Below are 23,466 nucleotides of genomic sequence, written 5' to 3' on the forward strand. Positions count from 1 at the left end.
TATTTTACATCCATATTACAGGAGGAGTGATAATTCCGTTATCTGTATCTCCGGCAAGGAAATTCTCATGTCCTGTTTCAATGATATTAAGTTGTATACCTCCTTTTATGATATCGTACAATTCTACTGACGGAGTATCTATAGCGACTGAAAGTACATAAGTATTAGGTATTAATTTACCACCTTCAATCTTTATTGTGAAATTGTTCTCATTTTTTTCTTCAAATACTTTTCTTGTGATGAAGATTACATTTTCAAATTTATCTAAAACCGCAACATTAACCCTGATACCTGTATTTACACTTCTATTGATAAAACTCAAATCTATGTTGATGTCTTCATTATGCCCAAATTCTGTGGTTTCTACAGATTTATCATTGTATACTTTCACTTTTTGAATCTGAGCTTTTTTGCTTATATCTTCAATGTACCTGAATTCAATATTAGGAGACAGCTCATTGATAATATAATTTTCCAACACACTATTGATGTCTCCGCGATGGGATACCTGCCCGTTTTTCATTAATATACCTGATGTGCAAAGTTGCTTGACAGCTGCCATATTATGACTTACAAAAAGAATAGTTCTTCCTTCCCCTTTGGTTACATCATTCATTTTTCCCAGGCATTTTTTCTGAAATTCGGCATCTCCAACGGCCAGAACTTCATCTACAATAAGAATTTCAGATTCCAAATGAGCAGCAACTGCAAAAGCCAGACGAACATACATTCCGGAAGAATATCTTTTAACAGGAGTATCAATGTATCTTTCAACCCCGGAGAAGGCTACAATTTCATCAAATTTTCGTTTGATCTCTTTGCGGGTCATTCCTAGAATGGCTCCATTTAAAAATACGTTTTCTCTTCCTGTCATTTCCGGATGGAAGCCTGTGCCTACTTCTAATAAAGAAGCTATTCTTCCATTCGTATATATTTTTCCTGTAGTGGGTTTTGTTACTTTACTCAATAATTTAAGCAATGTGGATTTCCCGGCTCCATTTCTTCCAATGATTCCTACAGCATCTCCTTTTTCAATTTCAAAATTAATATCACGAAGAGACCATACGTATTCAGAATCTCCTTTTGTCGTTCTGTCGTTGGTTTCTCCAATTTTCAGATAAGGATCTTCCTTCCCTCTTACTTTATGCCAGAATCTGTTTAAATCATGAGAAAGAGTTCCTGTTCCGACTTGTCCCAGACGGTATTGTTTTGATATGTTTTCTGCTTTTAAAGCCAGCATGTTTTTTAAATTTTAATTTTTAAACAGCAAATAATTACACTGTATCCATAAAAGTTTTCTCAACTTTATTGAAAATCACAACTCCTATTGCCATGATGATGATGATGATAACAGAGCTCATGCCTAACATAAGAGGAGAGAAGTCACCAACACCTAACCATGCATATTTAAAACATTCGAAGATCCCTGTTAAAGGGTTATATAAAGCAAGTTTTTTGAAAATACCGCTGAGAGAAGAAATAGGATAGATGACAGGGGTTGCATACATATATAAACTCACCCCAAAGCCCAGCAACATGGTAAGATCTTTATACTTTGTTGTAAGCGCAGAAAAAATCATGCCCAGCCCCAAAGAAAAAAGAGCCATCAGTAAAATAAGTACAGGAGTTGCCAGAACCCAGATATTAGGATGAACCATTCCTTCGTTCAGGTAATATGCCCACGCAAGAATAAATAAAAGAAACTGAACCCCAAACCTCATTAGATTAGAGATCACAATGGATAATGGAGTGACGAGCCTTGGAAAATATACTTTTCCGAAGATTCCTGCATTTCCTGTAAAAGTAGAGGAGGTAGCCAGTAATGATGCCGAAAAGTAGTTCCAGAGAGTAACACCTGCCAGGTAAAAAAGGAGCGGCGGAGCTCCATCTGTAGGTAATTTGGCGATTCTTCCAAAAATAACCAGATATACGATGGTTGTTAAGATGGGATTGATAAAAAACCAGATCGGTCCTAAAATAGTCTGCTTAAAACTGGACACGAAATCTCTTTTTACAAACATATAAACAAGATCTTTGTATCTCCAGACTTCTTTTAGCTTCAAGTCAAATAACGAATGATCAGCATCAATCGTTTCAGTCCACTTCTGTTGTGGTTCATTCATCTGTGTAAGTTTTTGCAAATTTATAATAATTAATTCTTACCGTATTTCTTAGTTTATGTATTTTCATTGTAAATAAAACTAAAAATCAACAACTAATATATTGATATTTGACGGTATGAACAAAAACTATTGGCCATAAAGCCAATAGTCTATGATTTTTATAAATTCTATTTATTATTTTCTGATAAGTTGTTTCAAATATTCACCGTATCCGCTTTTACCATATTTGGTAGCTGTTTCCAGCAGTTTGTCTTCATCAATGAATTTGTTTCTGAAGGCAATTTCTTCGATACATCCGATTTTAAACCCTTGTCTTTTTTCAATTACGCTTACAAATTCTGAAGCGTCATGAAGAGAATCAAAAGTTCCTGTATCCAGCCATGCAGTTCCTCTGTTTAGAACAGCTACTTCAAGCTTTCCATTGTTTAAATAAACATTGTTGATATCTGTGATTTCCAGTTCCCCTCTTGCAGAAGGTTTGATATTTTTAGCAATTTCCACTACATTGTTGTCGTAAAAATAAAGACCAGGAACAGCGTAGTTTGATTTCGGATTTAAAGGTTTTTCTTCAATAGAAACGGCTTTCAGATCCTTGTCAAATTCTACTACCCCATATCTTTCAGGGTCTGCTACGTGGTAAGCAAAAACAACACCTCCCTTAGGGTTGGTTTTATTCTTAAGCAATGTTCCCATTTCTGAGCCGTAGAAAATATTATCACCCAATACCAGGGCAGCGGGATCATTACCAATAAACTGTTCGCCCAGAATAAAAGCTTGTGCTAAACCGTCCGGGCTAGGCTGTACAACATATTCTATATTACAGCCGATTTGGGAACCGTCGCCCAAAAGTTTGATAAAACCTGCCTGGTCATGTGGAGTAGTGATGATGAGAATATCCTTTATTCCTGCTAAAAGTAATGTGGAAAGAGGATAGTAGATCATAGGTTTGTCGTAAACAGGCATCAGCTGCTTGCTTACTGCGATTGTTAGAGGGTAAAGTCTTGTTCCGGAACCTCCGGCTAATATTATTCCTTTCATTTTATTGTGTGGATTTTTCTTTTAAAATCTTATTGACTTCATGGCTGATTTCATTGTCCAGATTATGAATTATAATATCTGAGGAAAATATATAATTGCTGGATTTCAAATTCGGATTTTCATCATAAAATTGAATCAAATTCACCAGATTCTTTTCAGTCAAATTCATGAAATCAAAATAGAGTTTATCTTTTTCTGAATAATTATGTCTTATTCTATTAAGGATGATTTTCTTTTCTTCTGTATTTAAAATTTCGAAATTTTTACCATTTTCATGCTGCATAGACTTTCTGAACAATAGTAAGTTGGCTGTTTTCATCAATGAGTCATTATATCCACTCACTTCAATAAGCTTATCAATAAGTTTCTTTTGGGTTTCAGTGGGATATTTGGTCTGAATGACAGATTGCGAATACAACAAAGCTGAGAAAATCACGAAAAATAAAAATAAGTACTTTTTCATTTTACGAATATTGCTTTTCGTAATACTTTTGGTAATCTCCGCTGGTTACATTTTCAAGCCATTCTTTGTTTTCAAGATACCAGTCGATGGTTTTTCCTAAACCTTCTTCGAAAGTTACCGATGGTTTCCAGCCTAAATCTTTATTTAATTTTGTAGCATCAATGGCGTAACGTTTATCATGGCCTGGTCTGTCTTTTACAAAAGTGATCAGTTTTTCAGAATAGCCTTCCGGTCTTTCCAGTTTGGCATCCATTTGTTTAATCAGCTCTTTTACAAGATCAATATTCTGCCACTCATTGAATCCTCCGATATTATAAGTTTCACCCGTTTTAGCTTCTTTAAAAATCTGATGAATGGCTCTGGCGTGGTCAATGACAAATAACCAGTCTCTGGTGTACTTTCCATCCCCATAAATAGGAAGCGGTTTTTCATTGATAATATTAGAAATACAAAGTGGAATCAGCTTTTCAGGGAAATGATTCGGGCCGTAGTTGTTAGAACAGTTCGACACAATGAATGGCATTCCATAGGTATTTCCATACGCTCTTACCAGATGGTCTGAAGCAGCTTTTGAAGCGGAATATGGAGATTGAGGATCATAGGATGTCGTTTCTAAAAAGAAACCTGTTTCCCCTAAACTTCCATATACTTCATCTGTAGAAATGTGATAAAAAAGGTTGTTTCTTTTTTCATCGGGGAATCTGCCATGAGTATGATCAGGATTTAATGTCCAGAACTCTTTACAAAGATTAAGAAGATTAGCTGTTCCGTTTACATTGGTATTGATAAATGCCATTGGATCGGTAATACTTCTGTCTACGTGGCTTTCTGCTGCTAAATGTACAACAGCATCAGGGTTGTATTTTTCAAAAACTTTTCTGAGTTCTTCGGGTTTTGTAATATCCGCTTTTTCGAAAACATAATTGGGTTCATCTTCAATGTCCTTTAAGTTTTCCAGATTTCCGGCGTAGGTAAGAGCATCGAGATTGATGATCTTAGTATCCGGATTGTTTTTTACAAATTCTCTTACAACATGGGAGCCGATAAATCCGGCACCTCCTGTAATGATAATGTTTTTCATTTATTTATTTTGAGATGGTCTTTCTTCCTATACTTTTATAATGGAATCCATTTTGTTCAGGGATTTCCAAGGGATACATATTTCTACCGTCAAAAATGACTTTGTTTTTCATTTTTTTAGCCATAAGCTCAAAATTAGGATTTTTGAATTCAGGCCATTCTGTAGCAATAAATAGTGCATCTGCATTTTCCAGTGCATCATACATTCCTTTGGCATATTGTATTTTATTGCCTAGACGTTTTTGAACATTGCTTTCTGCTACAGCATCATACGCTATAATCTCTGCACCTTTCTCCAGCAGAAGCGCGATATTGTCTAAAGACGAAGCTTCTCTGATGTCATCCGTGTTTGCTTTGAAGGCGAGTCCCCACATGGCAATTTTCTTTCCTTCAATATTTCCACCAAAATATTTTTCAATTTCAGAGACTAAGATTACTTTCTGGGTTGTATTTACTTTTTCCGTAGCTTCAAGAATCTGGAAATTAAAATCTTCCTGCTTTCCTGATTTTATAAGCGCTTTTACATCTTTAGGGAAACAGCTTCCGCCATATCCGATTCCCGGGAATAAGAATCTATGCCCAATTCTGTCGTCACTACCCATTCCCAGTCTTACCTTGTCTACATCAGCGCCTACTTTTTCACAATAGTTGGCAATCTCATTCATAAAGGTGATTTTTACCGCTAAAAATGAATTTGCTGCATATTTGGTAAGTTCTGAAGACTTCTCGTCCATGAAAATAATAGGAATTCCGGTATTGGTGAAAGGCTGATATATTTTAGACATGATATCTTTTGCTCTTTCTGAGCTGGCACCTACAACGACTCTTGAGGGGTTCATGGAGTCTTCAACGGCAAAGCCTTCTCTTAAGAATTCAGGATTTGAAACGACATCAAAAGGAATGTCTGTTTTAGAAGAGATCGTTTCTCTTACCCTGTCTGCGGTTCCTACAGGAACAGTACTTTTATTTACAATGACTTTGTACTCAGTCATCAGATCGCCAATATTATTAGCTACCTGAAGTATATAAGATAAATCTGCAGATCCGTCTTCACCCGGAGGGGTTGGCAGTGCAAGATATATTACTTCGCTTTTGTCTAAAGCTTCTTTAAGGTTGGTAGTGAAAAATAATCTTTCAGACTGGATGTTTCTTAAAAACATTTCTTCAAGGTTCGGCTCATAGATGGGAACAACGCCGTTTTTCATACCTTCTACTTTTTTTTCATCAATATCAACACAGTATACTGAATTGCCAAGTTCTGCCAGAGTAGTTCCTGTAACTAATCCCACATAACCTGTTCCTACAATCGTTATATTCAAAATGTTTGTTTTAAAATTCTAAAGACAAAAGTAATAAAAATCCTCTGACATATTCTTTTAATTTATTGTAAATGAATCCGGCGCTATTTACTTGATACTTAAGATAATTTTGTGTTTTTAGAAAAAAAGCTTATATTTGCAATGGATTTACGGAAAAAATGGGAAGGCTTCGGAAGAAAGCCTTTTTTCGTACTGTAAATCAAGATAAAAATATATGGAGTTTAGAAAAAGAATTGAAGAATTATTAAATGAATTCCTTGAGACCAGAAAAGATCTGTTTCTTATTGATCTTAAAATTTCTGCAGGGGATGATATTACAGTGATTTTGGATGGTGATAACGGAGTTTCTTTGCAGGATTGTCTTGATGCAAGCCGTGCCATTGAATTTAATATGGATCGTGAAGAGCATGACTTTAGCCTTCAGGTGATGTCTGCAGGACTGAGCGAGCCATTATCCACACCAAGACAATTCGGTAAAAATATTGGAAGAGAAATTGAGGTAATGCTGGAAGATTCTTCTAAAATTGAAGGAGAATTGTCAAAAGTAGATGATGAGAAGATCACACTTGTTTTACGTTACCGCAAGCCGAAAGATATCGGAAAAGGAAAAGTAGATGTGGAGGAAGAGAAAGAGATTTCTTATCCTGAGATCAAAAAAGCATTAGTAGTAATTAAATTTTAAAAAGAAAAAAGAATAGATGGATAATATAGCGTTGATTGAATCCTTTGGTGATTTTAAAGACGAAAAGGGGATCAGTAAGATTGATCTTATGGCAATTATTGAAGATTCACTGAAGACTCTTTTAAGAAAGAGATTTGATTCAGATGATCATTTTGATGTGATTGTAAACCCGGATAAAGGAGATTTTCAGATATTTTTAAATAAAACAATTGTAGAGGACGAAATGTCTGAAGATGATGATTTGGAAATTGAAATTTCTGAAGCTAAGAAGATTGACCCTACCTTCGAAGTAGGTGAGGACTTTACAATGGAAATTCCTGTGGCGCAATTGGGAAGAAGAAATATTCTTACCCTTAAGCAGATTCTGGCTACAAAACTTCAGGAGCACAATAATGCAATGCTGTACGAACAGTTTAGAGATAAAATTGGGGAAATTGTTGTAGGGGAAATCCACCATATCCGTCACAAGCATGTGATTTTGCTGGATGATGAAGGAAATGAATTTATTTTACCAAAAGAAAACCAGATCCCATCCGATTTCTTTAAAAAGGGTGAGAATATCAGAGCTATTGTTGAGACAGTAGATTTTAAAGGTTCTAAACCACAGATTATTATTTCCAGAACTGCACCTAAATTCCTTGAGAAGTTATTAGAGCTGGAAATTCCTGAGATCCAGGACGGAACAATTATGCTGAAAAAGGTAGTAAGAATTCCTGGTGAAAAGGCGAAGATTGCAGTAGATGCTTATGATGACAGAATTGATCCGGTAGGAGCTTGTGTTGGGGTAAAAGGATCCAGAATTCATGGTGTTGTAAGAGAGTTGAGAAATGAAAACATCGATGTTATTCAGTGGTCTAAAAACCCTGAGATTTTGGTGAAGAGAGCATTAGGAAATGTTACCATCAATAAAATTGACATCAATGAGGAACAAAACTATGCACTAGTATATACTCCTGTTGAAGAGATTTCTAAAGTAATTGGAAAACAAGGGCAGAATATCAGACTGGCTTCTTGGTTGTCAGGATATGAGATTGATGTGTACAGAGAGTCCAGCGAGGATGATGATGTTGAATTGAGAGAATTTAACGACGATATCGAGCAGTGGATTTTGGATGAGTTTAAGAAAGTAGGACTTACAACTGCAAAATCAGTATTAGATAAAGAAACTGAGAGTCTTTTAAATATGGTAGACCTTGAAGAAGAAACAATCGAAGAGGTTAAACGTATTCTGAGAGAAGAATTTGAAGATTAAGATTTTAAATAAATTTTAATAAACAGTAAAAAAGAAATACTTTAATTTTAAAAATTAAAAACAGTAAATAATATAAATGCCAAAAATTAGATTAAATAAAGCGGTTAAGGAATTCAATATTTCGATGTCCAGATTAGTAGAGTTTTTACAATCAAAGGGTATCGAAGTTGAAAGCAATCCTAACGCTCAATTGGAAGAATCGGCATATTCTGCATTGGAGGCTGAGTTTGCTAAAGACGGCGAACAAAGAAAGGCTTCCCATGAGGTGGTGATCACTAAAGTTCCGGAAGAAAAACTGGAAATTGAAGAAAAGAAAACCCCTGAAGTGATAAGAGCTAAAGCAAATAAACCAGAAACTAGAATTTTAGGTAAAATAGAGTTAGAACCTAAGAAGCCTGAAGTTGAAGAAGCTCCTGCAGCTCCTGTGGCTCCTGTTGCAGCACCGGTTGAAGAAAAGAAAGAAGAAATCGTGAAAGAAGAACAACAGCCGGAAGTTAAAGCAGTACCTGAAAAGCAGGAATTTAAAGTTTTGGATAAAATTGATTTGTCTCAAATAGAATCTAGAAACAGACCTGTGAAAAAAGACAAGCCAAAAATGGAGGAGAAAAAAGAAGAAGTTAAACCTGTGCAACCTGTAAAAGAAACTCCAAAACCAGTGGTTGTAGAGGAGAAAAAAGTGGAAACTCCAAAAGTAGAGGCTGAGCCTGAATCTCAGGAACCACAGAAAATTGAGACAGTATATCAGAAACTTGATGGTCCTAAGATCGTTGGGGAAAAGATTGACTTAACTCAGTTTGCGCCGAAGCCAGGTGCCGGAGCAAAAAAGAAAAGAAAGAGAATTGAAAAACCTGGTGGCCAGAATAACCAACAAGGTCAGGGGAATAATCAAAACTCAGGAAATAATAATAACAATAACCAAGGTGGTCAAGGCCAAGGAAACCGTCCGCAAGGTCAGGGTGGACAAGGTGGAAACCGCCAGGGTCAGGGTGGTCAAGGAAACCGTCCGCAAGGTCAGGGTGGCCAGGGTGGAAACCGTTTTGGAAATAACCAGGGTGGTGGAAACCGTCAGGGTCAAGGTGGTGGTGGCTTCAAAAAAGGAGGCCAGAACAACAGACCTGGACAAAGAGTTATGCCAGTTGAGCTGACTGACGAGCAAGTTAAAAACCAGATCAAAGAAACATTAGAAAAACTTACTAATAAAGGAGGGAAATCTAAATCTGCAAAACACAGAAAAGATAAAAGAACTTTCCGTAGAGAGCAGGATGAGCGTCAGCAGGAGCTTGAAGCACAAGACAGAACTCTTAAAGTAACAGAATTCATCACAGTAGGTGAATTGGCAAGTTTGATGAATGTTTCTCCAACTGAAGTAATCTCTGCTTGTTTCTCATTAGGGGTAATGGTTACCATGAACCAAAGACTTGAAGCTGATACCTTATTATTAGTAGCAGATGAATTTGGTTATAAAATCGAATTCTCCGATGCTGATCTTGAAGATACAGATTCAGAAGAAGAAGTGGATACTGAAGAAAGCCTATTGCAAAGAGCTCCTGTAGTTACTGTAATGGGACACGTTGACCACGGTAAGACTTCATTATTGGACTACGTAAGAAAAACGAACGTAATTGCTGGGGAATCAGGAGGAATTACACAGCACATTGGTGCTTATAATGTGAAACTGGAAAACGGTCAGAGAATTACCTTCTTAGATACACCAGGTCACGAAGCCTTTACAGCGATGAGAGCAAGAGGTGCACAGATCACGGATATTGCCATTATTGTAATTGCTGCCGATGATGATGTGATGCCACAGACGAAAGAAGCTATTGCTCACGCTCAGGCTGCTCAGGTTCCAATGATTATTGCCATCAATAAAGTTGATAAACCGAATGCAAACCCTGATAACATCCGTCAACAGCTTTCAGGCTTAAACCCTCCGGTTTTAGTAGAAGAATGGGGTGGTAATGTTCAGGCGCAGGAGATTTCGGCTAAATTTGGTAACAATGTAGATGTATTGTTAGAGAAAGTTTTACTACAGGCTGAAATGCTTGAGTTGAAAGCAAACCCTGAACGTGCAGCAAATGGAGTTGTTATTGAAGCATCTTTAGATAAAGGTAGAGGTTATGTAGCAACAATGTTGGTACAAACCGGAACTTTAAGAGTGGGTGATTATGTAGTAGCAGGTAAAAATCACGGTAAAGTAAAAGCTTTGCTTGATGAAAGAGGGAAAAACCTTAATGAAGCAGGGCCATCTATTCCGGCAACGATCTTAGGATTAGACGGAGCGCCTACTGCAGGTGATAAGTTCCGAGTATATGCTGATGAAAGTGAAGGTAAGGCTATTGCCAATAAGAGAGAACAGTTACAGAGAGAATTGTCAATCAGAACTAAGAAACATACAACACTTGAGGAATTAGGTAGACGTATCGCTTTAGGAGAATTCAAAGAATTGAATATTATCCTGAAAGGAGACGTGGATGGTTCTGTAGAAGCTCTTTCTGATCAGTTACAAAGATTGTCAACAGAGGAAATCAGTGTGAAAATTCTTCACTCAGGTGTTGGACAGATCACTGAATCTGATATCAACTTAGCGGCAGCATCAGATGCTATTATCATTGGATTCAATGTGAGAGCAGGTGCTAATGCAAAAGAACTTGCAGACCGTGAAGAAATTGAGATCAGAACATATTCTGTAATCTATAAAGCCATTGATGAGGTAAAAGAAGCAATGGAAGGAATGCTTTCGCCGGAAATTCAGGAGCAGGTAATTGGTAATGTTGAAATCCGTGAAGTATTCAAAATTTCTAAAGTGGGAACAATTGCAGGTTGTATGGTTCTTACCGGAAAAGTAACAAGACAATCCAAAGTACGTTTGTTAAGAGATGGTATTGTTAAATTCGACGGAGAGCTTGAAAGCTTAAAACGTTTCAAAGATGATGTGAAGGAAGTAACAAAAGGTTATGAATGTGGACTGAACCTTAAAGGGTATAATGATATTGAAATAGGTGATATTCTTGAAGTATACGAAGAAGTAGCTGTTAAGAAAAAACTTAAATAATATCTTAGTATAATAGTTAAAAGTGCCATCTCATGAGATGGCACTTTTTTTATGTCTTTTATGAAGGTGTCAAGTATTTTATTAGTTGTATTCTTTGTATTGGTTAATTTTTTTCAGTTAGAGTATTTGGATGTCTTTATATCCTGACATGTAATTTTTTGTGTAACCTATTGGCTGTACGTATGGAATTTTGATGTTTTTAGGTGAGGTTTTTTAAAATTGATCTTGTCAACATTATGGAAAAAAGAGGGTTTGATGATAATTGGTTGAGATTGTGAATGAAATGTGAGAATTTTCTTCTTTTTATATGTAAATATGGTCTTAAAAGCTAAATTTATTCAATATTTTAGTTTAGAATGGTTATAAATAAAAAAATATCAATTTATGAATTAGGTATTTAAAGTGTTTGTTTTTATGTTTTGTTTGAATTTTAAGCTTTTTTGTCCTTTTAAAATTGCGATATATTTATAATTTAAGCTATAATCACTGTTTGTTGTTAAAAATATCTCATTTTATGTAAGTTAAAAATTTGCTAGTGTTAATATTTATTAACATATTTGTTGCTAAAATATATTAAAATTTGTTAATATGAATGTTAAATTATGTGTATTGAGTGCAGGAGTTATGTTCTTTTTAGGACAATCCGCTTTTGCGCAAACAACTAAAAAAGATACAGCAAATACTAAAGTAATTGATGAGATTGTTGTAGTTGGGGTACAAAAAAAGAAAAAAGAAGAAGTTACCCAAGCTGTTTCTGTAGTATCTGGTGAAGAATTAACTAGAATGTCAGCTTCAAGTACAGGTATTACGAACATGCTTCAAGGTAAGATGTCAGGTTTGCAGGTGTCTACAAACTCTGGTAAGCCAGGAGAACCAGGATCAATTAGAATTAGAGGAGCTATTAACGTTTCTTCTACTTTAGGAGCATCTGATCCATTATTTGTGGTTGATGGTGTTTACATGACTCAACGTCAGTTTAACTCGATCCCTCCAACAGATATTGAAAGTGTTACAGAATTGAAAGATGCAGCTTCTACAGCTGTATATGGAGCGAGAGCAGCAAACGGGGTTATCGTAGTTACTACTAAAAGAGGTAAACTAGGAAAACCTGCCATTACATACGATACAAGATTTGGTTTTGCTTATAAGCCAAAAGATATCAACTTCAAAATGATGAATACTGCACAAAAGATTCAGTTTGAAGATGAGATGTCTACTATTGGAATTAATCCAAACCCGCTTTATACAGAGCAGGAAAAAGCTCAGTTGCTAGCACAAGATCATGATTGGTCAAAAGAAATTTTAAGAAACTCAAGCATTCAATACCACAACTTATCTGTAAGAGGTGGAGGAGATAAAAACTCATATTATGCTTCTATCGGTTATGATTCTGACTCAGGGATCCTACAAGAATTAGAGGGTTTCAAAAGATATAATGCAAGATTTAACTTCGACCAGAAGATTACTGATAAAATGAAGTTAGGTTTTGATTTTGGTATCGTAAATGTTAAGACCCAAGATCAGCGTTTTTCATATAACGCATTAAGCCCGTTCTATTCAGTATATTCATTGAATCCATATGAGCCAATTTATAATCCAAATGGTTCATTTAACCCTACAACAAACTCTATTAACCCAATTGACCTTAGAAGAAATGAGGTGACAACAGATTGGAGAACTAGATTGTCAGGACAGGTTTTTGGTACATACGAATTCTTTAAAGGATTATCATTTAAATCTACTTTCGGTACGATCTATGACCTTAGAAAAAACAAATATGTTGTAAGAAAAGGTTCAGATATTGCTAAAGTATATGGATATCCGGATGGAAGTATCAGAGATACTAGATCAGATTTCTGGACATATGTATTTAACAACAGATTCGACTTTACAAGATCTTTTGGACAACATAAAGTATCTGCAGTTGCTGCATTTGAATATAGCCAGGAACAATTTGGTAGTTTATCTGGTACAAAAAGAGTTATGCTAGGACCAGATATTACTGACGTAGGTTCTGCAGCTACTCCATTTGCTGTTACAGGTAATACAACTACAACAAATTACGTGAGTTTATTAGGAGTTGTTGACTATAACTACGCTAATAGATATATCGTATCAGGATCCATCAGACGAGATGGAAACTCAAGATTAGGAGAAGGTAACAAATATGGTAACTTCTGGTCTGCTTCAGCAGCATGGAATTTAGCAAAAGAATCTTTCTTTGATGTACCTTTCTTCAATGATGTTAAATTCAGATATAGTATTGGTACAACAGGTAATATCTCTGCTCTTGCTGATTACCAAAACCTTATTTCTATTGTATCTGGTGACTATGGTTTAGATCCTACATCAGGTCCTTCTAATAACGTAGGAAATAAAAACCTTAAATGGGAATCTAAAACATCTCAAAACTTAGGGGTTGACTTTGTAATGTGGAATAACAGAGTTAAACTAAGTGCGGAAGTATTTAAGGATGACAGAAAAGATTTCCTTTATGCAATTCCAAGTACTCAATATGAAGGTGGAGGATATTTATTCTCGAGTGTTACTAACGCCGGAAATATTGAAATCAAAGGTTTCGAATCTGAATTGAATATTGACATCATCAGAAGTAAAGATATTGACTGGTCTGTAAGAGGAAATATTTCAATGCTTAAATATAACGTGAAGAGCTTGTATGGAACTAACACTCAGCTTAGTTTAGACGGTTACACATTTATGAGCATCGGAAATGAGCCAACAGTATTTAAAATGGTTAAAAGTGCAGGGGTAGATCCAACTAACGGAGATGCATTGTACTACAAACTTGATGGTTCTATCACCAATGTATATAGCTCAGGTGATGCTCAATTCTTACCAGGAAAATCTACTTTACCAAGTGCTTATGGAGGTTTTGGAACAACTTTCAGATATAAAGGATTTGACTTAAATGCAGATTTCTCTTTCCAGACAGGAGGATATAGCTACAATATTGTAGGACAAAACCTTGTTGACTTCTCTGCTTACAACCAAAACTTAAGCACAGATGCATTTAACTACTGGAAAAACCCAGGTGATAAGGATGTATTGCCAAAACCTAACGTAAATGGTCTTCAAACAACAGATCAATTCTTACAAAAAACAGATTTCGTAAGACTAAGATCAGTAGAAATTGGATATACATTTGATAAGAAATTCTTAGGTGAGAAACTTCCTGTAAACAGTATCAGAGTATACGGTTCTGGTCAGAACTTAGCGCTTTGGACTAACTTTACAGGGGATCCAGAAATCGCTGTAGCTTCTGAAACTCAGATTAACAATGGAGCATTTATTCCAGGAGCTTTAAGCTTATATAACTATCCAAATACAAGAACATTCCTAATGGGAGTGCAAGTTAACTTCTAATTCAATTTTATCATGAAAAAAAATATAGTAAGAATAGTATTATTTGCATCACTTGCTTTCACTGCAACATCTTGTACGGATGATTTAAGTGTACAGCCAAATGATAGACTGATTGTAGATAACTATTATACAACTGAAGGAGATTTCAGAAGAGGTGTTGATTATGCTTATGATGCATTCAAAGCAGGAGGGTACTATGCTGGAGATAATAGCCAAGTAATTATTCCAGATATTCTTTCAGATAACTTAATTCAGAATCCTCAGGGAAGAAGATCTAATAATGATGGTTACAACTTAAACTTTGCTGGAAACGTAGGAGAGATTACTTCTGTGTATGGAGCAGGTTATGCTGTGGCAGCTAGAGCTAATGCAGTTCTTGATAAGATTAATAACTTACCTGCAGGAGCATTCAGAACCAATATCGAAGCTGAAGCAAGAGGTCTTCGTGCAATTACTCACTTTGATATTGTTAGAAGATATTGTAAAATACCTACTCAGTCTGCTGATGCAGGAACTTCAATGGGTATTGCATATGTAGATAAATTTGATCCGTTTTTAATAACTACAAGAAGCTTGAACGTAAATCAGGTTTATGACAGAATTCTTGGAGATTTACTTTTTGCTGAACAAAACATTACGCAATCAGCAAATGTTGGTAAACTGACAAAAGCTGCTGTACAAGGTATGTTATCAAGAGTATATCTATATAAAGGTGACTATGATAATGCAATTCTTTGGGGACAAAAAGCTATCGCTTTGAAACCAAGTGTAGGAGCAATCGGAACTTTCAAAAATATCTGGAACGATACTTCTACTGATGGAGTATTATTCAAAGTATTGAACTCAAGTATTGAAAACATTAAAACAGGTTCTGCTTATAACCAGACTGTAGGAGGTCAGATTAAATCAGAATATGTTGTTGACTATGATCTATATACTAAATTCGTAGATACAGATATCAGAAAATCTTCTTATATTATAACTTCTCCTTTTAATGGTAAGAACTATAATAACGTAATTAAATACAAGCAAGCTACAGATAAGCCAATTGAAGCTGTTGATGTTAAGTATTTAAGAACTTCAGAAGTACTTTTAAATGTTGCTGAAGCAATGTATAAGAAAGGAAATGAAGCTGGAGCTCTAGGGTTATTAAATACATTAAGAGCTCAAAGATATTCTGGTTTTGTTCCTGGAACAGAATCTGGTCAAGCTCTTTGGAATGAAATTATGTTACAGAGAAGATTAGAGTTAGCATTTGAAACAGACAGATTCTTTACATTAAAGAGACTTGCTCTACCTATTCAAAGATCTAACTTCGGTCCGGAATCTAATGGAGCAGGAAACCCTGCGACTGTTTTGTCGCTTCCTGTTGCAAGTCATAAGTGGCAATTACCAATTCCTCAAGGAGCAATTGATAACAATCCACAGATTCAGCAAAACCCTGGTTATTAATCATAGAATAATCATTCAATATAGAACCCCTGCTCAAAGCAGGGGTTTTTTATGTTCTTTTATTTCTTATTTTTGCTGTACAATAATGAATAATGAAGTACATCCTTTTCATACTCTTCTCTTTAGGTTTTGTAGCCAAAGCTCAGGTCGTTAATAAAGCAGACGCTAAGCCTCAACCCCAGAAAGAAGATACCCTTGTGATTGATTCCGGGAAGAAAGATTCCCTGAAAATATTCAAACCTACCATTAATGATTACCAGTATCAGACTCAGTTTTCCGAAAAGAAAGTTTTTGATACGGTAATGACTTTTGATAAAACGTATATCTTTTCCCAACAAAATAATAAAGATAACTTTGGAAGAGTACAGCCTGCCAATATTGGCTCTGGATTTAACCCTCTTGTATTCGAAGTGAATGCTGAGGAAAACCTTTCCTTATTGCCATCCAATAAATCGTATATGATTATTGGAGCAAATGATGTGAAATACTACGATGTAAAAACGCCTACTGCTACCTTTGTTTATCACAATGCCATGCGAAACGGAGCCGCTCTAAGGTCTACCTATACCCAGAACATTGGGAAAAGATTCAATTTTGCCCTTGAATACATGGGACTTCGTTCTCAGGGACTTTACAGAAACTCATTATCAGCAAATAATAATACCCTGTTCTCAGGACACTATGTTTCAAAAAGTGGTAATTATGAGCTCTTTGCTCACTATCTTCACCAGAATGTAAACAATCAGGAAAGTGGTGGTATTACAGAGGATAACCTGTTTATGAATGGGGACAGTAATTATAGCAACAGGCAAAATGCGCAGGTAAATCTCGCCTCTTCAAGCTCGCAGTTTTCTTACAGAAGATACTATCTGAGCCATCAGTTTACACCTTTCAACTCTGGGAAATTTCCTTTCAGCATAAGACATATTATTTCTCATCAGGGGAATAAATATTATTATAACCAAACTGGATTGGAGTCTTATTGGTATGATGCTCCTACGGATTTAGTGAATGGTTTTCCACTGACAACTAAGAAATACTCTGAAAACTTCAGTAATACAGTAAGCTTGATTTTTAATAATGAAAAATTCAAACTGGATGCCGGTGTACGCTATCAAATGATCAAATTAGGGATAAGAGATGTTGTTGCCCTTAATGGAGTGCCTTTCCCTGGTGAGCTAAAAGAAAACAGAATCGGAGCTGTAGGAAACCTGCAGGTAAAACTTTGGGATAAAATCCAGCTGAACTCATTCCTTGAATTTTCAAACGGAAGCCAGTTTAAAAGTTACCTGAAAACAACCAATAATCTGAAGTTTGAACCTATCAAAGATTATTTCGTTAATGCAAAAGTGAACTTCCAGAGTGCTTACCCTTCATTCAATTACTTACTGAATACTTCCGTTTACAATAATTTCAATTACTACCTTGAAAATGCAAAGAACCAATCTGTAATGGAAGTGGGAGGAAGTATTAATCTAAAATGGTTTAAAACAGAAATCTTTGCCAATTACTTCAGAATTGACAACTATACTTATTTTGATAGTAACGGAAGTCCTAAGCAAAGTAATAATTCAGTGAATATCTCTCAGATTGGAGGAGATGCTACTTTCAGCTTCAACAAATTCCATCTGAATACAAGAGTGCATTTCCAGAATACTTTAACAAACAAAGAACTGCTTCCTATGCCAGGCTTTATTGGGAGAGCCAATTTCTTCTATCAGACGCAGGCTTTCAAAAAAGCAGCAGAAATTCAGGCAGGAGTTAAAGTATACTATTTTTCTAAATTTGCATCAAGAGATTATTTCCCAGTTCTTAACGAATATATCCTTCCTAACGCCAATTCATTTTCAATTGGAGGACAGCCTATCGCCGATATCTATATTAATATGAAAGTGAAAAAAATGTTCTTTTTCATAGAGGGTCAACAGATAGGAACTGTTATTTCCAATAACAAAGCATATGCATTTCCACATTATCCGGTGTATGATTTCAGATTGAATATTGGAATTGTGTGGTATTTGTTCAACTAAAAACTATACAGGTTGAAAACAATTAATAAAATATCATTTAACGATATAGAAAGCATTCCTCAGCTGGTAAAAGATTTTTTAAATCAAAAAATTGAGGGTTTTGAAAATAATACATTTTCCCTAGATCATTTCAGGCAGCAGATTCATCTGAAAAAAGATTCTTTCACAGCAGAGAAAAGGAGCATTTTATCAGAGGTGTTCGAAGGCCAGCTTGCCAGCCTTTCCCTTTCTTCAAAGCAAAGAGAAAATATTGAAAATAGTAAGCTGCCCAATACATTCACCATTACAACAGGACATCAGCTGAATTTATTTTCAGGGCCTGTGTTCTTTGTGTATAAAATTCTTCAGACCATCAAGACATGCAGCTATCTGAAAGAAAATTTCCCGGATTTTAATTTTGTTCCGGTGTATTGGATGGCTTCAGAGGATCATGACTTTGCTGAGATCAATCATTTTAAAACCGAAAATAATTATTACGAAACCAATGAGAAATCTGGAGGTCCGGTAGGTCGAATTGAAATCAGTAATACCTATTTTATTTCGGAATTTGAAAAAGAATTTAAAGATTCTATTTTCGGAACAGAGCTGATCTTAATGATGAAGGAAGCTTACAAAACAGGAAATACCTTAACGGAGGCCATTAAGATTCTTGTTAACCGTCTTTTTTCAGAATTCGGGCTTCTGATTGTAGATGGAGATTCTAAGGAGCTTAAAGAGCAGATGAAGACAATTTTTAAAGATGAGCTTCTGAACTTCAGCCTACAAAAAATAGCTAAAGATAAAGTAGATTTTCTGACAGAGAAATATGGAAAGGTTCAGGTGAATCCTCGTGAAATAAACCTTTTCTACCTTTCTGATACCAGAGACAGAATTGAATATAACGGACAGAAATATATCATTGTAGATAAAGCAATTCAGTTTACTGAAGAGGAGATTCTGGCTGAATTGGAAAATCATCCTGAAAAATTCAGTCCCAACGCATTAATGCGCCCGGTGTACCAGGAAAATGTATTGCCAAACCTGGCTTATATCGGTGGAAATGCCGAAATCATGTACTGGCTGGAACTGAAAGATTATTTCTCAAAAATTATGATTCCTTTCCCTATTCTGATTCCAAGAAACTCTATGCTTTTCCTGAAGGAGAAAATAATAGGGAAGATTGAGAAACTGGATCTTAAAATAGACGACTTTTTTCAGAACTTCACGGTACTTACCAATCAGAAGATTTTAAAAGATAACTCTATTTTGCAGCTGTTGGAAGAAAAAGAAGAATTGCTGATCCGTAATTTTTCGGAGTTGAAAGGAGCTGCTGAAACTACTGAGAAATCCTTTGGAAATATGGTGAAGGCAGAAGAGGTACGGCAATTAAAATCATTTAAAAGAATGAAGAAACGCCTGCTTCATGCTGAAAAAATAAAACAGAATGAATTGCTGGAAAGACTTGAAAATCTGTTTTTAGATGTTCATCCTGCTAAAACATGGCAGGAAAGAGTATATAACTTTAGTGTATTCTTTTCAGATTATGGATATTCGTGGCTTGAAAATTGTTTGGAAGAAATGGTGGTTGATGATTCCAAATTAATAATTGTTGCCATTTAATTTTAAAGAAGTATTTTTGTAAATTATAATTATCGAATATGATAAAGAGGTTTTTTATTCTATCCAGTTTATGTATGGTTTTGGGAGTTTCAGCCCAGAAATCACATACGGTTGTGCAAGGTGATAATCCTTACAACATTGCCAAAAAGTATGGAATGACTGTAGATGAATTGCTGAAGCTAAACCCAAAACATAAAGATGGCAAATTGGCTATCGGAGATGTTTTAACAATAAAATCAGATAAAGCAGCCACTCCGGTTGTGACAAAAACAGCTCCAGCAGAAAAAGTAACTTCAATTACAAGTGCTTCTTCTCTAGGTAAAATTGTTTTACTACCAAAGCAAACAATCTATGGTATTACAAAACAATACAGAATTTCCGAAACTGATTTAAGAAAATTGAATCCTGAGCTGGATTCTCACATGAAAATCGGGGACGAGATTACTTTACCTCTTGCAAGCATAAAAAAATATGGCGGAGAGCAACAGGCTGTATCAGGAGAAAAACATGCTGAACCTGCCGTGGAAAAAAACATAACGACCATTACACCTACCACTGTTACCACTGCTGTAGAAGGAGAGTCTTATGTGATTCAGTCTAAAGATAACTATTACAGAATTACAAAACAGTTTGGCATCAGCCAGCAGGATCTTTTTGCTTTAAATCCAGGATTGGAAGAAAAAGGACTTAAGCCTGGGGATACCATTAAAATAAAAACATCCACTACAAATAATACCAATACTGACACGCCTACTGAACCTTCAAATCCAAAAGCAAAAATGGATTCCGGGAACGAAAAATCAACCGCTGCTTCCAATGTTGTAGCAGGAGATGATTATGTTACCTATACAGTTCAGCAGGGAGATACAGTATTCTCTATCGTTAATAAATTTGGTGTTTCCATAGATGAGCTTATTGCTCTGAACCCAGACCTTTCACATGGCTTGAAGACCGGAATGGTTCTAAAAATCAAGAAGCAGGATGCTGCTTATGTGAAGAAAAACGGGGATGCTTTAAGTGTTATCCTAATGCTTCCTTTCGGGTACAGTACAAACGAAACCCAATACAGAGGAATGGCCCTTGACTTTTTGACAGGAGCTAAGCTTGCCATCGAAAGAAATGCAAGAGGTGGACAAAAACTGGATATCAAAGTAGTAGACTCAGGAAATGAAGCTTCATTTAAAAATTCTTTGACACAGATTAATCCGGATAATACAGATCTTATTATCGGTCCATTCTTCAAATCCAATGTAATTGATGTTCTTGATTTTACAAAAAATCAGAAAATCCCGGTAGTAGCACCATTTGCCAATACTCCGGAACTCTATAACTACAGCAATCTTATTATCGTAGAAACGAACAATCAGACTTATGCTGACAAGATTGTAGAAGAAGTAAAAGGTACGTATTCGGATCAGAAAATATATATCGTGGCAGATCCTAAAAAAGAAAATGCCAACTATATCAAAGCAGGACTTGAAAAAGCGGTGAAAAATCCTAATATCATTATTGTGAATTCTCCGGCAGATATTCAGCCTGATCAGAATATGATGACAGGACAATCTGCTCCGGTTATTGCTATTTTAGCGAATGATGATAATGCAGCAGGCGATGCTTTTGCCAGCAGAATAATCGCTGTTTCTAAAGAAGTACAGGGAGTAAAAGCCTTCAGTATGTTCTATTCTCCAGTTTTTGAAAAGAAAGTAGATGAGCTGAGTCAGGCAAGTCTGGTATATCTGATGGATAGAAAGATTAATACTGACGGTAATTTTGAGAAAGAAATTCTGGCTGCTTATAAAAGCAAATACTGCAAAACTCCACCAAAATATGCTATCGTAGGTTTTGATGTTGTCAATGACATGTTAACCAGAGAAAATAAAAAAGGAGAGATATTTAAACAGATGAATAAAGTTCAGACTCAGCTTGCTACAAAATTTGAGTTTGTAAAATCTAAAGCTAATGGTGCTTATGTAAATACTGGTTATAGAGTAATCAGGTTGGTACCTTAAATGATTTATAACTGTTTAAAAGAATATTGTTAACATTATAGTTATATTTGCATAATATTTAATTCAATACATGAAAGCACTTGTATTTCCAGGGCAGGGTTCTCAGTTCGTAGGAATGGGAAAAGAATTGTATGATTCTAGAAAAGATATTAAAGATCTGATGGAATCTGCCAATGAAATTTTAGGTTTCGACATTCTTTCCATGATGTTCAGCGGAACGGATGAGGATCTTAAGAAAACAGAGGTTACCCAGCCTTCAATATTTATACATTCAGTAGCCGCATTAAAAGCCGTAAATGGTCTTGGCGCTGAAATGGTAGCAGGACACTCTTTAGGAGAGTTTTCAGCTTTAGTTGCCAACGGAGTTTTATCTTTTGATGACGGTTTGAAATTAGTTTCTGAAAGAGCAAAAGCGATGCAGGAAGCTTGTGACGCCAATCCAAGTTCTATGGCAGCGATCTTAGGATTAGAGGATGCTAAGGTGGAAGAAATTTGTGCACAGATCAGCGGAATTGTTGTTCCTGCAAACTATAACTGTCCGGGACAATTGGTAATCTCAGGAGAAACACTTGCTGTAGAAGAAGCTTGTGTAAAGCTGAAAGAAGCAGGAGCTAAAAGAGCATTGCTGTTACCGGTAAACGGAGCTTTCCACTCACCATTAATGCAGCCTGCACAGGAAAGACTGGCAGCAGCTATTGAAAAAACAAAATTCAGAAAAGCAACTATTCCTGTATACCAGAATATCACTACAACAGCGGTAACAAATCCTGATGAGATCAAACAAAATCTGATCGCTCAGCTTACCGGTCCTGTAAAATGGACACAATCTGTCCAGAACATGATTAAAGACGGTGCCTCTAATTTCGTTGAAGTTGGACCGGGAAAAACCCTTCAGGGATTGATCAAGAAAATTGACGGATCCGTAGAATCTACTTCTGCAATCTAATTTAAAAATATATGAACGCGATATTTTCACCGGGCAAGCTTATGCTTACTTCAGAATATTTCGCAATCGATGGAGCTCTTGTCTTAGCGGTACCTACCAAGCTGGGACAAGAGTTTTTTTTTGAAGAAACAGATGATAAAAAATCTCTGATTATCTGGGAGGCTTATCATCAGAATACATTATGGTTGAAAGCTGTTATTGATTATAAAACATGGCAGATCTTAGAAACCAACATTCCATCAAGCGCTGAATTTATTACCAAAACATTACAAAATGTTCAGCAGCTTTCTAATAGTAAATTCAAAACTGATCTTACTTATCATTTAAAAACCAATCTTCAGTTTCCGGCAGATTACGGACTTGGGAGTAGTTCTACCCTGATGAATAATCTTTCAGAATGGGCAGAGATTGATCCTTTTCATCTTAACTCTATCAGCTTGGGAGGAAGTGGATATGACATTGCGGTGGCGAAAGAAAAGGCTGCCGTTCTTTTCCAAAGTAAACCTGAAATAAAATATGAAAAGGTTAATTTCAATCCTTCTTTTAAAAATGAGTTGATTTTTATTCACTTAAATCAGAAACAGGATAGCAGAGAAGGAATCAATTTTTACATGTCAAAAAAGAAGTCTCCGGAATTGGTTAGTGAATTTTCTGATCTTACAAAAAAAATATTGTTATGTAATGAATTGGAAAATTTTTCTGAATTAATGATGATTCATGAACATAAAATCGCTAATTTTCTTGAAATTTCCACAGTTAAAGAGAAACTGTTCTCAGATTGCCCTTCTTTTGTCAAAAGTTTAGGGGCATGGGGCGGAGATTTTGTAATGAGTGCCAAATTTGGGGACTATAAGAACTATTTTTGGGAGAAAGGTTTTCCTTCGGTTTTTGAATGGGAAAATATAATCGACTTGTAATCAGTTTATTACAATCCTGTTTTTTTATTTGCCATTCTGACTTATATCAGTATATTTAAACCACCTTTAACAAATAATTAATATTATTTTTGTTGAAGTCAATAAAGAAATAGAAAA

At 35.6% G+C, this 23,466-nt stretch carries 16 protein-coding genes; 10 read left to right on the top strand and 6 right to left on the bottom strand.

What is annotated here, in order from left to right; translation table 11 throughout:
• Positions 1-4: 4 nt before the first annotated feature.
• The 6 genes from CQ022_RS15650 to CQ022_RS15675 form a co-directional block, all read right to left on the bottom strand.
• Complete coding sequence (locus CQ022_RS15650) at positions 5-1,240, bottom strand: polysaccharide ABC transporter ATP-binding protein (RefSeq protein WP_105683258.1); 1,236 nt, start codon at positions 1,238-1,240, stop codon at positions 5-7.
• 34 nt (positions 1,241-1,274) lie between these two features.
• On the bottom strand, positions 1,275-2,123 hold the full coding sequence (locus CQ022_RS15655) for an ABC transporter permease (RefSeq protein WP_105683259.1): 849 nt from the start codon (positions 2,121-2,123) through the stop codon (positions 1,275-1,277).
• Positions 2,124-2,297: 174 nt separating this feature from the next.
• Positions 2,298-3,161: a glucose-1-phosphate thymidylyltransferase RfbA gene (rfbA, locus tag CQ022_RS15660; RefSeq protein ID WP_105683260.1), complete on the bottom strand. Its 864-nt coding sequence runs from the start codon at positions 3,159-3,161 to the stop codon at positions 2,298-2,300.
• A gap of 1 nt (position 3,162) precedes the next feature.
• Positions 3,163-3,624: a hypothetical protein gene (locus CQ022_RS15665; protein ID WP_105683261.1), complete on the bottom strand. Its 462-nt coding sequence runs from the start codon at positions 3,622-3,624 to the stop codon at positions 3,163-3,165.
• A gap of 1 nt (position 3,625) precedes the next feature.
• Complete coding sequence (gene rfbB / locus CQ022_RS15670) at positions 3,626-4,705, bottom strand: dTDP-glucose 4,6-dehydratase (protein ID WP_105683262.1); 1,080 nt, start codon at positions 4,703-4,705, stop codon at positions 3,626-3,628.
• A gap of 4 nt (positions 4,706-4,709) precedes the next feature.
• A complete protein-coding gene (locus tag CQ022_RS15675; RefSeq protein WP_105683263.1) occupies positions 4,710-6,023 on the bottom strand; it encodes a UDP-glucose dehydrogenase family protein in 1,314 nt (437 codons plus the stop codon).
• Positions 6,024-6,237: 214 nt separating this feature from the next.
• Between CQ022_RS15675 and rimP the strand changes: the two genes are divergently transcribed.
• From rimP to CQ022_RS15725, 10 genes are all read left to right on the top strand, one after another.
• Positions 6,238-6,705, top strand: a complete 468-nt coding sequence (gene rimP / locus CQ022_RS15680; protein ID WP_105683264.1) for a ribosome assembly cofactor RimP — start codon at positions 6,238-6,240, stop codon at positions 6,703-6,705.
• A gap of 16 nt (positions 6,706-6,721) precedes the next feature.
• A complete protein-coding gene (gene nusA / locus CQ022_RS15685) occupies positions 6,722-7,957 on the top strand; it encodes a transcription termination factor NusA (protein WP_105683265.1) in 1,236 nt (411 codons plus the stop codon).
• Between the two features lie 76 nt (positions 7,958-8,033).
• Complete coding sequence (gene infB, locus CQ022_RS15690) at positions 8,034-11,012, top strand: translation initiation factor IF-2 (protein ID WP_105683266.1); 2,979 nt, start codon at positions 8,034-8,036, stop codon at positions 11,010-11,012.
• 588 nt (positions 11,013-11,600) lie between these two features.
• Entirely contained in the window at positions 11,601-14,396 is a 2,796-nt protein-coding gene (locus CQ022_RS15695; protein WP_105683267.1) for a SusC/RagA family TonB-linked outer membrane protein, read from the top strand.
• A 12-nt stretch (positions 14,397-14,408) separates the two neighbouring features.
• Positions 14,409-15,848 carry a RagB/SusD family nutrient uptake outer membrane protein gene (locus CQ022_RS15700; RefSeq protein WP_105683268.1) on the top strand — a complete coding sequence of 480 codons (1,440 nt, stop codon included), beginning with the start codon at positions 14,409-14,411 and terminating at the stop codon, positions 15,846-15,848.
• 92 nt (positions 15,849-15,940) lie between these two features.
• Complete coding sequence (locus CQ022_RS15705) at positions 15,941-17,878, top strand: putative porin (RefSeq protein ID WP_105683269.1); 1,938 nt, start codon at positions 15,941-15,943, stop codon at positions 17,876-17,878.
• A 12-nt stretch (positions 17,879-17,890) separates the two neighbouring features.
• Positions 17,891-19,477, top strand: a complete 1,587-nt coding sequence (gene bshC, locus CQ022_RS15710) for a bacillithiol biosynthesis cysteine-adding enzyme BshC (RefSeq protein ID WP_105683270.1) — start codon at positions 17,891-17,893, stop codon at positions 19,475-19,477.
• 38 nt (positions 19,478-19,515) lie between these two features.
• Positions 19,516-21,486, top strand: coding sequence for a LysM peptidoglycan-binding domain-containing protein (locus CQ022_RS15715; protein WP_228421741.1), 1,971 nt, complete (start codon positions 19,516-19,518; stop codon positions 21,484-21,486).
• 70 nt (positions 21,487-21,556) lie between these two features.
• Positions 21,557-22,432, top strand: coding sequence for an ACP S-malonyltransferase (fabD, locus tag CQ022_RS15720; RefSeq protein ID WP_105683272.1), 876 nt, complete (start codon positions 21,557-21,559; stop codon positions 22,430-22,432).
• Between the two features lie 11 nt (positions 22,433-22,443).
• The gene (locus CQ022_RS15725; protein ID WP_105683273.1) at positions 22,444-23,349 is read left to right on the top strand and encodes a GYDIA family GHMP kinase; all 906 of its coding nucleotides are present in this window, start codon (positions 22,444-22,446) and stop codon (positions 23,347-23,349) included.
• Positions 23,350-23,466: the final 117 nt, after the last annotated feature.

Source organism: Chryseobacterium culicis, assembly GCF_002979755.1.
In the GTDB taxonomy this organism is placed as follows: Bacteria; Bacteroidota; Bacteroidia; order Flavobacteriales; family Weeksellaceae; genus Chryseobacterium; species Chryseobacterium culicis_A.